Annotated in this window: 12 protein-coding genes; 10 read left to right on the top strand and 2 right to left on the bottom strand. The window is 44.4% G+C overall.

Going from position 1 to position 14,077, the window contains the following annotated elements:
• From pnuC to MUCPA_RS19675, 10 genes are all read left to right on the top strand, one after another.
• A complete protein-coding gene (gene pnuC / locus MUCPA_RS19730; protein ID WP_008508846.1) occupies positions 1–624 on the top strand; it encodes a nicotinamide riboside transporter PnuC in 624 nt (207 codons plus the stop codon).
• 121 nt (positions 625–745) lie between these two features.
• Positions 746–1,855, top strand: a complete 1,110-nt coding sequence (locus MUCPA_RS19725) for an acyl-CoA dehydrogenase family protein (protein ID WP_008508845.1) — start codon at positions 746–748, stop codon at positions 1,853–1,855.
• A 73-nt stretch (positions 1,856–1,928) separates the two neighbouring features.
• Positions 1,929–3,590, top strand: a complete 1,662-nt coding sequence (pafA, locus tag MUCPA_RS19720) for an alkaline phosphatase PafA (RefSeq protein ID WP_008508843.1) — start codon at positions 1,929–1,931, stop codon at positions 3,588–3,590.
• Positions 3,591–4,055: 465 nt separating this feature from the next.
• Positions 4,056–4,676: a thiamine phosphate synthase gene (locus MUCPA_RS19710; protein ID WP_008508841.1), complete on the top strand. Its 621-nt coding sequence runs from the start codon at positions 4,056–4,058 to the stop codon at positions 4,674–4,676.
• Between the two features lie 357 nt (positions 4,677–5,033).
• Positions 5,034–5,816 carry an enoyl-CoA hydratase/isomerase family protein gene (locus MUCPA_RS19705; RefSeq protein WP_008508838.1) on the top strand — a complete coding sequence of 261 codons (783 nt, stop codon included), beginning with the start codon at positions 5,034–5,036 and terminating at the stop codon, positions 5,814–5,816.
• A 116-nt stretch (positions 5,817–5,932) separates the two neighbouring features.
• Positions 5,933–6,793 (top strand): SDR family oxidoreductase, encoded by an 861-nt coding sequence (locus MUCPA_RS19700; protein WP_008508836.1) that lies wholly within the window; start codon positions 5,933–5,935, stop codon positions 6,791–6,793.
• Positions 6,794–6,859: 66 nt separating this feature from the next.
• Positions 6,860–7,117 carry a hypothetical protein gene (locus MUCPA_RS19695; protein ID WP_008508833.1) on the top strand — a complete coding sequence of 86 codons (258 nt, stop codon included), beginning with the start codon at positions 6,860–6,862 and terminating at the stop codon, positions 7,115–7,117.
• A 199-nt stretch (positions 7,118–7,316) separates the two neighbouring features.
• A complete protein-coding gene (locus MUCPA_RS19690; protein ID WP_040626168.1) occupies positions 7,317–7,598 on the top strand; it encodes an ATP-dependent Clp protease adaptor ClpS in 282 nt (93 codons plus the stop codon).
• 537 nt (positions 7,599–8,135) lie between these two features.
• Positions 8,136–10,016 carry a sensor histidine kinase gene (locus tag MUCPA_RS19680; protein WP_008508829.1) on the top strand — a complete coding sequence of 627 codons (1,881 nt, stop codon included), beginning with the start codon at positions 8,136–8,138 and terminating at the stop codon, positions 10,014–10,016.
• Complete coding sequence (locus MUCPA_RS19675) at positions 10,013–10,708, top strand: response regulator transcription factor (RefSeq protein ID WP_040626164.1); 696 nt, start codon at positions 10,013–10,015, stop codon at positions 10,706–10,708. Before MUCPA_RS19680 ends, MUCPA_RS19675 begins: the two co-directional genes overlap by 4 nt.
• Before the next feature lie 60 nt (positions 10,709–10,768).
• Here the strand turns inward: MUCPA_RS19675 and MUCPA_RS19670 are convergent, their stop codons facing one another.
• Both MUCPA_RS19670 and amaB read right to left on the bottom strand, forming a co-directional pair.
• Entirely contained in the window at positions 10,769–12,415 is a 1,647-nt protein-coding gene (locus MUCPA_RS19670) for a S8 family serine peptidase (protein ID WP_008508824.1), read from the bottom strand.
• Between the two features lie 114 nt (positions 12,416–12,529).
• On the bottom strand, positions 12,530–14,071 hold the full coding sequence (gene amaB, locus MUCPA_RS19665; protein WP_008508823.1) for an L-piperidine-6-carboxylate dehydrogenase: 1,542 nt from the start codon (positions 14,069–14,071) through the stop codon (positions 12,530–12,532).
• Between the last annotated feature and the right edge of the window lie 6 nt (positions 14,072–14,077).

The following is a 14,077-nucleotide window of genomic DNA, read 5'->3' as shown; positions in this document are numbered from 1 at the left end:
ATGCACTGGCACGATTGGTACAACCTGTTTATAGAACAGATGAAGCACACCAGCCTGATTGAATGGCTGGCTGTAGCTTTTGGCGTTGCCGAAGTTTTACTGGCCAGGGTAAATAATATTTGGCTTTACCCAATGGGCATTCTGGGTACGGTGCTTGGCATTTACCTGCTGCTGGATGTTCAGCTCTATGCCGAATCGTTGTTGAATGTTTATTACCTGGTGATGAGCTTTTACGGCTGGTATCTGTGGGTGAGAAAGAGCGATAAGCCCCCGGTTAAAATCAGTTACTCCACAGCCCGGGAGTGGGTGGTTACCATGGTGATCATCATTGTGGGTGGCGTGTTTTTATACTACGTATTAAAAACGTATACCCCATCAAACGTACCCGCGCTGGATGCTTTTGTAGCCGCAACCGGATGGGCGGGCATGTGGCTGCTGGCAAAACGAAAAATCGAGAACTGGGTTATCTTAAATATATCAAACATAGTGGCCATCCCATTATTGTTTTACAAAAAGCTCCCCATGCTTGCCGCGCTTACCGCGTTTTTATTTATTGTGGCGATATGGGGCTTTTTTGACTGGCGGAAGATTTATAACAAAGAGAAATCGCCGGCAACATATTGATCTATTATTTTTCTTTTAAAAACGGAAAACTTGTCTAAACAAGCTATTGAACTGGTTCCGGCCATTGTTCAATAGCTTGCTTTTTACATTCCGCTAAAACACAAATAGCTATCATACTACTATGCATATCACATCACATCCTTCAAATATATTACAGCAAAACTGGATCGATACCATCCGCGGTTCTGCCGATGCTGCCGAGCAGGCCCGGCAATTATTACCGGAGCAATTAGAGCTCATTTACCAACAACGATGGTTCAACATCATCACACCTAAGGAATACGGAGGCCTGGAGCTTGATCTGAATCAGGAGGTACGGCTGATAGAAGCCTTAAGTTGGGCCGATGGAAGCCTGGGCTGGGTTGCTACCCTATGTAGCGGCGCCGCCTGGTTCGCGGGATTTTTAAACCCACAACTGGCCGTGGAAATATTTGCCGACCGTACCGCCTGTCTGGCCGGAAGCGGTGCCCCAAGCGGAACAGCCGCCATCAGCGGAGATGGCTACATCATTAACGGCACCTGGAAATATGCCAGCGGCGCTTTAAACACCACTCATTTTACCGCCAACTGCCGGATAATGCAAAACGGACTGCCTGTTTTAAACCCGGAAGGCGAACAACTGATTATCCCTTTTGTATTTAAAAAAGACGAGGTTAAAGTGATACCCGCCTGGAACTATATGGGCATGGTGGCAACAGGAAGCCATAGCTTTGAAGTTAACCAGGTTTGGGTACCGGCCAGCCGCAGTTTCAGGATCGATCCGGATTTTATGATGATCCACAAGCCGCAGTATGCTTATCCTTTTTTGCAATTGGCTGAGGCCACCATCGCGGTTAATATTTCGGGGATGGCCATTCATTTTATTGATCTTTGTAAAGCCACATTTGCCGCCAAGCGGGTTAACAAAAACTTAACAGAGGCACAGGATAGCGAATTGAACGAGGTATTTGAACAGGCTGTACATCAACTGAACGATACCCGGAACACCTTTTATGAAGCGGTTGACAGGTCGTGGCTAAATTATGCCGATGGCGATACGGCCAACCAGGCCGAAAATTTACAAAGTGTAAGTGATACAAGCCGCAAGCTGGCCAAAAGTGCCCGCCAGGTAGTTAATGAGCTGTATCCTTACTGCGGCCTGGAGGCAGCTAAGCCCTCATCCGAGATAAACCGGGTTTGGCGCGATATCCATACCGCCAGCCAGCATGCGGTACTAACCTTTGCGAGTTAAGCTGGCGAATGTTAACGGAAATATCACATTACATTTGAATTGTATTGCTGATATTTGGATTTTACAGCTCACAATGAAATTAAAATATCTCTCTGCAGCCCTTATCACGGGTTTAACTTTGGCCGCATCGGCACAAACAAAAAAATCAGTTACCGCGCCTGCGGCAACATCCATACCTCGCCCTAAACTGGTGGTGGGTATTGTGGTTGACCAAATGCGCTGGGATTACCTTTACCGGTTTTACGACCGTTACCAGAACAATGGTTTAAAGCGCATGCTGAACGATGGCTTTACATGCGATAATACCAACCTGGATTATATCCCAACCGTAACCGCTGCCGGGCATACTTGTATTTACACGGGTTCGGTTCCGTCTATACACGGCATGGCCGGGAATGACTTTATTATCCAGGCTACCGGCAAAACGATGTATTGCACCGAAGATACTACCGTTAAAACCGTGGGCAGCACATCAAGGGCGGGAGAAATGTCGCCACGCAATTTGCTTACCAGCACTGTTACCGATGAGTTGAGGCTGGCCACAAACTTCAGGTCGAAAGTAATCGGCATCGCGTTGAAAGACCGGGGAGGAATTTTGCCCGCCGGGCACACCGCCAACGCTGCTTATTGGTTTGATGATGCTACAGGCAACTGGATAACCAGCACCTATTATATGAATGACCTGCCAGCCTGGGTAAAGAAGTTTAACGATGAAAAACTGGCCGATAAATATTTAAAGCAGGATTGGAACACACTTTATCCTATCAACACCTATCAGCAAAGTACAGAAGATAACAGCCCCAAATACGAAGGTAAATTTCCGGGGATGGACGCGCCTACCATGCCCGTAAAAACATCGCAGATGATGAGCAAGGGTTATGGCTTAATCCGCAGTACTCCTTATGGTAACTCTATTACCCTGGACATGGCCAAAGCCGCTATTGAAAACGAGCATTTGGGCAAAAATACAGTGACCGACTTTTTAGCGGTGAGCTTATCCTCAACCGACTATGTTGGCCACCAGTTCGGCGTTAATGCGGTTGAAACGGAAGATACTTATTTGCGCCTCGACCGCGATCTGGGCAGCTTTTTTACCTACCTGGATAATACTGTAGGTAAAGGGAACTATACCGTGTTTTTAACTGCCGACCATGGTGCCGCCCATAACCCAACTTTTTTAACAGATCATGGTGTTCCGGCTGGTGTATGGCCAACTACAGCTATTCAAAAAGAATTGAATAGTATTTTAGCAAAAAAATACGGTATCGATAATTTGGTACTTAGCCTGATGAATTACCAGGTTAATTTAAACAACCGGGTAATAGCCGATAAAAAAATAAGCGAGTACGCTATTAAGCAAGATTGCATCCAATTTTTACAGAAGCAAGACGGTGTTGAATACGTAGTTGATAACCAGAACGCACAAGCCGCCAATGTACCCGAAGCCTTAAAATTGCGTATTATAAACGGCTATAACGCCGAGCACAGCGGCGCAATTGAAATTATTTTAAAACCAGGCTGGTTTGACGGACACGGCACCACCGGCACCACGCACGGCACCTGGAACCCTTACGATACACACATCCCGCTGGTATTTATGGGCTGGGGGATTCCGCATGGCCATACCAACGCCTCAATCCACATGACGGACATAGCGCCTACCATAGCGGCTCTATTGCACATCCAAACCCCGAACGGTAATATTGGACTGCCGATATTGGAGATTGTAAAGTAAAAAGGTACGACGAAGCAATCTCTATGCTATGCTGGGCGAATGTGCCTGGCGGCTGCGCCACTATGTCATTGAGTTACGAAAGTAAGTTCGTTAATAATTAACCTCTAACCCCGCCGTCATTGCGAGGAGGTACGACGAAGCAATCTTTATGCTATATAGAGCGAATCTACAGAGCCGCTCTGCCTGTGTAGAGATTGCTTCGTTCCTCGCAATGACGATGGGTGAGTTGGTTAATGATCTGCGAGATTTGATTACCTGGCACATTTTCCCCGCCGTCATTGCGAGTAGATACGACGAAGCAAACTCTATGTTGTACAGGGCGAATCTGCAAAGCCACTCTGCCTTTTTAGAGATTGCTTCGTTCCTCGCAATGACGTTTGGGTGAGTGATTTTAACAATGCTAATGCATAAGTTAACTGTTAAGAATCATCATTGTTTAATGTATATCTTTGGTAGTCAAAACAAATGAAAAAATACATCTCCCGTTTCCACTACCTTACCCAGGACCTGCCTAACCGCAGCCATGCCGAGCAAACCCTGATGGCCTGCCAGGCTGGTGTTAACTGGATACAATACCGGTGCTTAACCAAACCGGACGACGAGATGATACCCGAAATTAATGAGGTAGCCAGCATTTGCGACGAATGGGGAGCTACGCTGATCTTAACGGATCATTATCATTTGCTAAACAGGGTAGATGCCCAAGGCGTACACATCGAAGATTTTGATGCCGATCTGGTAGTCATCAGGGAAGTTATTACCGACGAAAAAACATTAGGTGCTTCGGCTACCAACATCGAACGGATATTGGCCTTACAACAAAGCGGTGTTGTTGATTATTGTGGTTACGGCCCGTTTGCACATACCGATACCAAACCTAACAATTTCCCGCTGCTGGGCTATAAAGGTTATCGTGAGCTGGAAAAATATCCGATTACTATCCCGGTTATAGCTGTAGGCGGCATACTGTTAGCGGATGTTGAACATTTAATGAAAACCCCGATAACGGGTATAGCGGTATCCGGTGCCGTTAACCATTCGGTTGATCCGAAGGCCATGTTAAAGGCCTTTTATCAGGCGGTTTAGGGCAGCACTTACAGTACATAAAGCCTGGGTGCCGCGTTAGGGATTGCAACGGAAAGCCCGGAATGAGCGATAGCGAATGAGGACTTGTAGTGAAAAGCCCGCCCGCCTTCTTCTGGCGGGAACGCCCAAACCTAACAGCCCGTAGTTTATTATTGTTAAAGCTCCCGGTAACTTGGTGAATCAATAAACAACTACCAATAAATGCCTATCCGGCAATCGCAATCTCCAATTCTTCGGCTCCTGCCATTTTTAACATTTCAAGTTTCCAACCGTTCAACTTCCCAACACAATAATTACTATGCATGCATTGCAATTACGAAAAATTAACCCGACATTGGCTCAATAAACCTTTGCTTAATGAACACATTACAGGTAACTATTAAAGATAGGATGGCCGTTATTGCGCTTAACCGGGGAAAATCAAACCCGATGAATGCCGAGATGGTTAAAGAACTGCATACGCTGGTTCATAGTATTGACAATGATGACAATATTGGCGGCTTGATTATCACCGGGAAGGAGAACTTTTTTTCGGCCGGGCTGGATTTGATTGAGCTGTATGATTATAATGAAGAGCAGAGCCGTATTTTCTGGAACGACTTTTTGGCCCTACAGGCCAAATTGGTTTCGTTTAAAAAACCGATGGTGGCGGCCATTAGCGGACATAGCCCGGCTGGTGGCTGCGTAATTGCGATTAGTTGTGATTACCGGGTGATGGCGCAGGGTAAATTTATTATTGGGCTGAATGAAATCCCGGTAGGTATCGTTGTTCCGGATAGTATTTTTAAACTGTACTCCTTTTGGTTAGGCGAGCGTAAGGCTTACCAATTACTTATGGAAGGCAAGTTATTATCAGTTGAAGAGGCCTTACAAGCCGGTTTAATCGACGAGATATCGAACCCGGAAAGTGTGATCAGCAATGCCGAAAAACAGATCAGGAAATACATGCAACTGAACCTGGCTACCTGGAGCCAAAGCAAACTGAATTTACGTAAGGATTTAATAGCCGCAGCCACGGGCGACCAAACCGAGGCTTTGAACCAAATGCTGAAACAATGGTGGGCACCCGAAACAAGAAAGGCCCTGCAAATGATTATTCAGAATTTAAAGGCTAAGAGCGCGGGCACAAGCCCCTCCTAAATCCTCCCCGGTAGAGAGGACTTTAAGAAAATTGAGTTGAGAAAGATAACGATATACGATCTATAACTAAAAATTAAAAGTCTCCCCCTACCGGGGGAGATTTAGAGGGGGCTAATATGTTAAAGGATGATGCACTAAAAGGAAAAACAATTATTGTTACTGGTGGTGGTACAGGCTTAGGCAGGGCCATGAGCACTTACTTTTTAAAGCTGGGCGCCAACGTAGTTATTACCAGCCGTAAATTGGATGTACTGCAAAAAACAGCTACCGAAATGGAAGCCGAAACCGGTGGCAAAGTGCTGGCAGTGGCCTGCGATGTACGCAATTACGACGAGGTGGAAGCGATGCTGAAGCAATCTATTGAAGCATTTGGCCAGGTTAACGTGCTGCTGAACAACGCGGCGGGTAATTTTATATCGCCTACGGAGCGGCTTTCCGCCAATGCTTTTTCAACCGTGATCGATATTGTTCTAAAAGGTTCGGCCAATTGTTCGCTGGCCCTGGGTAAATATTGGATAGATCAAAAAATAGCCGGTACCATTTTAAATATCATAACTACGTATGCCTTTACCGGCTCGGCTTACGTGGTGCCATCAGCTTGCGCCAAGGGTGGCGTATTGGCCATGACGCGCTCGTTAGCGGTAGAATGGGGCAGACATGGTATCCGTACCAATGCCATAGCCCCCGGCCCCTTCCCTACCAAAGGCGCATGGGAACGTTTACTGCCTGGCGAAATGGCGCAAAAATTTGATTTTAAAAACCGTGTGCCGCTAAAACGGGTAGGCGAGCACCAGGAACTGGCCAACCTGGCGGCATTCCTGGTGTCGGATTTTTCGGGATATATCAACGGCGAAGTGATTACTATTGATGGCGGCGAATGGTTACAGGGTGCAGGCCAGTTTAGCGCCCTTGAGATGGTGACCGACGATATGTGGGACAATATTGAAAAGATGACCCGCTCTGCCAAAGGAAGCTGACATGTTTTTTCCGCACTGAGCGGTTAGGACATTTCTACCAAAGCGCGGAAATTAAGTTTGGTTTATATGGACTTACAGGAACTTAATCAATTATTAAAAGAAAATGGCATTCCGGAGGCCTGGTATTCCATTAACGATGGTTTGAAACCTGGCGCCTGTATCCTATACAAAAATGATCCGGTATGGGAGTTCTTTTATTTGGATGAAAGGGGGAACAGGGTTGACTACAAAACCTTTGCAGATGAGGCGGAAGCGTACAGACACCTTTGGGAAAAAATGAGATATCAATTAAAGGTTGCGGCACTGCTGCCGTGGGTTAAATAGTTTAGCATAAATGTAAAGGTATGGTTTGATCTAAATGAAAAAATGAAGGGTGATGACTAAACGCACTTTAGCGCTGCCACCGGGTTGGGGTGCTGCTATAAACTGTATTATCGATTTCGCCATCAAAAAGTAAATCAAGATAATAAAATACCTTTTTTTACAAGGTATAAATTTGTTTTTGGTAAATTTGCCTGTAATTATGTCGACCCAGGTAGAAGAACAAACACTCACACTCGAAGAAATTTTAGCCGGACTAAAAGAGCTGCACCGGTTAATATTATGGAACGATGATGTTAACAGTTTCGATCATGTGATTTATTGCATGATGAAGTACCTGGACTATACCGAATCGCAGGGCGAAAAAATTGCCTGGAAAGTGCATAACGAGGGCAAATGCGCCGTACTGGAAGGCTCATTCACAGAGATGGAGATCTACCGTAAAATTTTACAGCAGGAAGGCCTTACGGTATCCGTCGATTAATTGCAAAACGCGGCAGCTGGTAATGCCGATACTATTACTCTTGGACTATCCTTTTCCAAAGCCATTTACTGGCTTGTTTAGCCTGCAAAGAAGGCGATGCTATTTTGCGGGGTTTCAATTACTATCTTTCTACTGTTTGTCGCGCGTTTGGCCTTCGTTATGGAGTTTAGGTCGCTTGGCTTGGTTATTTTTAGCCCGCGCCAATAAAGTCGTTCATCATCACAAAAATCCGGCAAACAGCAGCTTCTAAATGTTTTTTGTGGTTTATCATAGTAAGGCCATGAGTTATGATAACTTTGAACTTTTAACATTCTTCGCACTAAAGGTACAGGCAATATAAACAAACAATGCTGTTAATAGAAACATAAATTAAAGGGTTTAACCTAATCATTTCGTTTTCATAGCCGATCAGATTTAACAAAGCTTAGCATAATTTACCCGGAATAAGCAATTCACTGTATTTTAACACGTTAAAGGAATGTTAAAAAATGTTAAACCAAAGTATATTGATTTATTCTTGGATATTTTTGTAGCTGGATGAAGAAAAGGAATATTAGTTTGATTGCTGTGCTAATGGCCTTGGCGCTGTTGGGTGTAATGGCTATGCAATTTTATTTTCTTCGCCAGTCATACGGCCTGCAATCCAGTTTGTTTGATAGCTCTGTTAACCTGGCGCTAAATAATGTGGTTGATAAATTAAGTAAAGAGGATGCTACCAATTTCCTGATCGATAAGATTAACAATCAAAATCTATCCCGAAAAACCCAGGATCATGCTAAGCAGAATAAATTAGTACTACGATTAACCGAAACTACCACTCACTATCATAAAAGAAAAATAATCGCCCGGTTAAATGGCGCTGGCGCAAATCTAACGCGGGCGCAGCGCATTGCCAATTTAAGGGACAGCTTGAGACATTTATTAGCTGAGCGCAAACGCGAACGCGAAGTTGACGAGATCAGGGGACAGTTCAACTTTCAGCTCAAGGTTGAAGAGTACACCGATGAGTTTGGCAATGTAAGCCAAAACGTAATCCCTCAAATTACCAGTAATATTATTGATCCTAAGCCATACAGTAAACCCAAAGCCAAACCCCGAAAATACTTAGATACCGCACATTTTGTTTACATCGACCCGCAATTTGGCAAACAGATTATATCTGTGCCCCGGTTAAATCCATTATGGGTACAGGAGCAGGATTATAAAAAAAAACAGCAACAACTTAAACTGGTAAAAAAATTATTGCAAGATGAAACTGCTGATACGCCTATGCGTTCGATCAGGGAAAAACCCAATGTTATTGAAAAACTTGCACGTGAATATCAAAGGGCTAACGAACCACTCAAGCAACGCATTAATCCGTACCAATTAGATTCATTATTGCGCAACGAGCTGCGTAGCCAGGGCATCAACCTTCCTTTTAGTTATGATGTTTCCACACAGCATAGTGATTCGCTCATATTTTCAAACGCAAGGGATACGCTGGGCAAAAAGCCTATTTTTTTAGTTAATAGTACCTACCAGGTGCCTGTATTTAACAGCCAGGTCATCAACGATCCGGGAATGCTTAAAGTTGCTTTCCCACAAAAAAATTCGTTAATATTGAGCCATATGGCGGCCACAATGGCAACAACTGCCGGTTTACTTTTTATATTGATATTTTGTTTTGGATATACTATTTACTCCATCCTGAAGCAAAAAAAGATATCGGAAATGAAAACCGACTTTATCAATAACATGACTCATGAGTTTAAAACTCCGGTATCAACCATTATGATAGCCAGCGAGGCTTTAAAGGATGCCGAAATTGCCGAAGATAAAAATCGCGTTGCCAAACTGGCCAATATTATATACGAGGAAAATGTACGCCTGGGCAGCCACATTGAACGGGTACTGAATATTGCCCGGATTGAAAAAGACGATTTTAAATTAGATATTAAACCCGTTGATGTAAACGAAATGATTACAACGGTACTGGATAGCATGCTGTTGAAACTACAGAAACATCATGTTAAAATTGATACTAATTTAAGCTATACCGGCGGGCCGATGATGATCAGGGCTGATGAGCTGCATTTTTCGAACGTGATTTATAACCTGGTTGATAACGCCATTAAATATAGTAAGGATATCCCCGAAATTACAATCACCACGCACAGCAAAGGCGGACAGGCCATAATTAAAGTGGCCGATAAGGGGATAGGCATGAGCTCAGATCAGCAATCAAAAATATTTGAACAGTTTTACCGTATTCCCACCGGTAACCTGCACGATGTAAAGGGGTTTGGCTTAGGTTTAAGTTACGTAAATACTATTGTTAAGCGCCTTGGCGGAACTATCAGTGTGAAATCGGAAAGAGATAAAGGCTCTGAATTTGAATTGAGGTTTGATAAAATTTCACCTGGAAAATCCATATGATGAAGATATTACTTGTTGAAGACGATCCGAATTTAGGAATGCTGTTGCAGGACTATTTGCAGTTAAAAGGTAAGTTTGATGTGGTGTTGTGTAAAGATGGCGAAGAAGGGCTCAAGGCCTTTACCAAAAGCACCTTTGATTTACTGATACTGGATGTAATGATGCCCAAAAAAGATGGCTTTACGCTGGGTAAAGAAATCAGGAAGATGAACCCTAAGGTACCCATTATTTTTGCTACCGCTAAGGCCATGATAGAAGACAAAACGCAGGCCTTTAACCTGGGTGGCGATGATTACATTACCAAACCCTTTAGGATAGAGGAACTGCTTTTGCGCATCAATGCCCTGTTAAAGCGGGTGAACGAAAACGGCAAAGACAGCGGCGAAACGCTTTCGCATTTTAAAATAGGAAAGTATGAGTTTGATTATACATCGCAAATAGTGAAAGACGGCGAACACCTGCAGAAACTATCTACCAAGGAAGCCGAACTGTTACGCCTGCTATGCCTTAAACAAAACGAAGTGCTAACCCGCGAGGAAGCTTTATTAAGTATATGGCACGATGATAATTACTTTAACGGGCGCAGTATGGATGTATTTTTAAGCAAGATTAGAAAATACCTGAAGGACGACCCCAAAGTGGAGATCATCAATGTACATGGGAAAGGATATAAACTATTAATTAACAGTTAATTATAACAAAAACGGCAGTGATTAATCACTGCCGTTTTTGTTTATTTTAAACACAATTATTTATTTCAGTTCGCCTTTGGTTTTTGAGGCTATCAGCACAGCCTGGTAAGCGTTAACAATACCGCCGGATTTGCACAGCGTAGTAAAGTCGACCTTTTCGGTGGTGCTGCCGGGCTTTAATACCATCACACCGGTTAGCGGCCTGGCTGATTGCATAATAATTTGCTTAACCTGCCGTGCACTCAGTTTAGGGTAATATTCCAATAACAGCGCTGCTATGCCGGCAGTTATTGGCGATGCAAAGCTGGTACCGTCGGCAGTATTAAATTCGGCATCCTTATCAATCGAGGTTACTTTGGCTCCGGGCGCAAAAACATCTACATTTTTTTTACCGTAATTACTGAACGACGCAGCCAGCTTTTCGTCGAGCTTGGCCGCCGAGGCACCTACGTTAATCAGATTAGCAGCATCGGTACCCGAGCCATCCTGAAACGTATCGTTAGGAAAAGAAGGAACCGCATCAACATCCTGGTTATCGTTACCCGATGCCATTACCAACAGAACATTTTTGGCGGCGGCGTATTTAAAAGCTTCGTCAACCCAGTTTTTATGCGGAGATAATTTTTTGCCGAAGCTCATGTTAATCACCTTTGCGCCATGATCAACAGCAAAATGGATGGCATTTGCAATATCCTTATCGTATTCATCACCATCGGGCACAGCTTTGATAGGCATAATACGTACATTATCGGCTACGCCATCAATACCATAACCATTATGGCGTACGGCGCCTATTAAACCTGCAACCCCGGTTCCGTGCGATGCATCCTCAAATTTAACCAGGTTATTGCCGTATTTGGTGTTGGTATTATCATCAGGGTTATCCCCAACAATATTTTTACGCGAATCCAGATCAGGATTGATATCGTTATTCAATTTTTTTAAGTACTCGCTCAAATCTTTAATAACCTTGGTGCTATTGGCAGTACCTCCCTCTTGTTGTAAAACACCTGTCCAAATGGTTTTACTTTGTATCAGGGTATCATTCTTGGTATCCAGCTTATCCAGGTCGCTTACGGTGAACGAGGCATCCGGAGTTAACTTGAGGGCACTTTTAAGTACGCCGCTGGTTACCATAAATACATTCATTATCGGCGAAAGCTGCTTGATCTCTGCGTCAGATTTGCTCACCGTTGAGTCGCGGATGGCTTTTACTTTTAGCCAGTAGGCATATTCCTTTTTATCGGTTGTTGTAGCATCTGTAACGTTGGTATATTTAGCTTTCAGCTTAAAAAACTCGCGCACCTCTTCAGTTGTTTCATTAAAGTCGCATTTTCCGTTAGCGCCGCCTAAAAAGTTCCAGCCATGCACGTCGTCTACATAGCCGTCGTGGTCATCATCGATACCATTACCCGGAATTTCTTTGGGATTGGTCCATAAAATACTTTTCAAATCCTTCTGCAAAGTATCGGCGCCACTATCAATAGTAGCTACAACTACTGTTTTACTTTTTTTGCCTTTCAAAAACTGATAAGCCTGGTTGAGGCTGATACCGTAATAGCCATCGGCTTTCAGGTCCATTTGATGCCAATTTTTAGGTAGTGGAACTTCTACGACGGCGGTAGTGTTTTGCGCCGAAGCCGTAATATTTAAAAAGAAAGCCCCGCATATCGCGAAGCCATAGAATTTATTAGATAGATTGATCATCAAAAATGGAATTTTTCACAAGATATTATAAATCGTACAGAGTTGAAATTTTTGCGCTTAGTTTTAGCTCTGCCGATCATAAATTTTACGTATATAGGAAATTAAGAGTGAATTTTAAAGATTAAACTGAATGCCTTGCGCTAAAGGCAAATTGGTTGAATAGTTAATGGTATTGGTTTGCCTGCGCATATAAACTTTCCAGGCATCAGAGCCCGACTCGCGCCCGCCACCTGTTTCTTTTTCGCCGCCAAAGGCTCCGCCTATTTCCGCTCCGGATGTACCTATATTTACATTGGCTATACCACAGTCTGATCCTGACGCAGATAAAAAGGCCTCGGCCTCGCGCAGGTGATTGGTAATAATAGCAGATGAAAGCCCTTGCGGAACGGAGTTTTGCAGATGGATAGCTTCGTCGAGGGTATTGTATTTGATGAGGTAGAGGATGGGTGCAAAAGTTTCGTGTTGCACAATCTCAAAATGGTTTTCTACCTCGGCAACGCAAGGCTTCACATAGCAGCCGGATTCGTATCCTTCGCCGCTCAGCAAGCCGCCTTCAACAATAAATTTACCGCCCTGTGCTTTACAGGCATCGATAGATTGCAAGTATGCCTCAACAGCGTCCTGGTCAATCAGCGGGCCAACATGGTTACGCTCGTCCAACGGATTGCCTATGCGCAGCTGAGAGTAGGCGTGCGCCAGCTTTTGCTTAAAAGTATCGTAAATGCTTTGATGAATGATTAACCTGCGCGTGGTAGTGCAGCGTTGGCCAGCCGTACCCACTGCGCCAAAAACGGCACCGGTTAAGGCTATACTCAAATCGGCATGCTCGCTAATGATGATGGCATTGTTACCTCCCAGCTCAAGCAGGCTTTTACCTAAACGGGCTCCAACAGCGGCGCTCACCGCTTTACCCATCCGGGTTGATCCGGTGGCCGATACCAGTGGTACGCGTGTATCATTGGCCATCAATTCGCCTATGGCCCTGTCGCCCATTACCAGGCATGATACGCCTTCGGGTATTTCATTGGCCTCGAAAACAGATTGTACAATGTGCTGGCAGGCTATGGCTGTTAAAGGCGTTTTTTCGGAAGGCTTCCAAACGCATACATCGCCGCAAACCCAGGCCAGCATGGCATTCCAGCTCCACACCGCCACCGGAAAATTAAATGCCGAAATAATACCTACAATACCCAGCGGATGATACTGCTCGTACATGCGGTGCTGCGGCCTTTCCGAGTGCATGGTTAAGCCATACAACTGCCTGCTCAGGCCAACGGCAAAATCACAAATATCAATCATCTCCTGCACCTCGCCACGGCCCTCCTGCAGGCTCTTGCCCATCTCGTAAGATACCAGCCAACCCAGGTCGTCTTTGTGCTTACGCAATGAGTCGCCAATCTGCCTTACCACATCACCACGTTTAGGAGCCGGTACGGTACGCCATTGTTTAAAAGCATCGGCCGCTTTTACAATAACTTTGTTATAACATGCCGGTGTTGAAAATTTTACACTGGCAATTTTTTGGCCGTTAACCGGCGAGACAATAGCATGAATAGCTGCTTCCGCCGCGCTATCCCAGGTTTTACCTGTACTAAAGGCCTCATTAACTTCGTTAATACCTAAATTACTTAATATGGTTTGAGTTTTGTTATCCATAGCTTT

It is taken from the genome of Mucilaginibacter paludis DSM 18603 (genome assembly GCF_000166195.2).
Lineage (GTDB): Bacteria > Bacteroidota > Bacteroidia > Sphingobacteriales > Sphingobacteriaceae > Mucilaginibacter > Mucilaginibacter paludis.
This window is presented reverse-complemented; position numbering and strand designations above follow the sequence as displayed.

Excerpts from the sequence above, each read along its gene's own strand:
- pnuC (WP_008508846.1), top strand. The coding sequence starts at position 1 with ATGCACTGGCACGATTGGTACAACCTGTTTATAGAACAGATGAAGCAC.
- MUCPA_RS19725 (WP_008508845.1), top strand. The coding sequence starts at position 746 with ATGCATATCACATCACATCCTTCAAATATATTACAGCAAAACTGGATC.
- pafA (WP_008508843.1), top strand. The coding sequence starts at position 1,929 with ATGAAATTAAAATATCTCTCTGCAGCCCTTATCACGGGTTTAACTTTG.
- MUCPA_RS19710 (WP_008508841.1), top strand. The coding sequence starts at position 4,056 with ATGAAAAAATACATCTCCCGTTTCCACTACCTTACCCAGGACCTGCCT.
- MUCPA_RS19705 (WP_008508838.1), top strand. The coding sequence starts at position 5,034 with ATGAACACATTACAGGTAACTATTAAAGATAGGATGGCCGTTATTGCG.
- MUCPA_RS19700 (WP_008508836.1), top strand. The coding sequence starts at position 5,933 with ATGTTAAAGGATGATGCACTAAAAGGAAAAACAATTATTGTTACTGGT.
- MUCPA_RS19695 (WP_008508833.1), top strand. The coding sequence starts at position 6,860 with ATGGACTTACAGGAACTTAATCAATTATTAAAAGAAAATGGCATTCCG.
- MUCPA_RS19690 (WP_040626168.1), top strand. The coding sequence starts at position 7,317 with ATGTCGACCCAGGTAGAAGAACAAACACTCACACTCGAAGAAATTTTA.
- MUCPA_RS19680 (WP_008508829.1), top strand. The coding sequence starts at position 8,136 with ATGAAGAAAAGGAATATTAGTTTGATTGCTGTGCTAATGGCCTTGGCG.
- MUCPA_RS19675 (WP_040626164.1), top strand. The coding sequence starts at position 10,013 with ATGATGAAGATATTACTTGTTGAAGACGATCCGAATTTAGGAATGCTG.
- MUCPA_RS19670 (WP_008508824.1), bottom strand. The coding sequence starts at position 12,415 with ATGATCAATCTATCTAATAAATTCTATGGCTTCGCGATATGCGGGGCT.
- amaB (WP_008508823.1), bottom strand. The coding sequence starts at position 14,071 with ATGGATAACAAAACTCAAACCATATTAAGTAATTTAGGTATTAACGAA.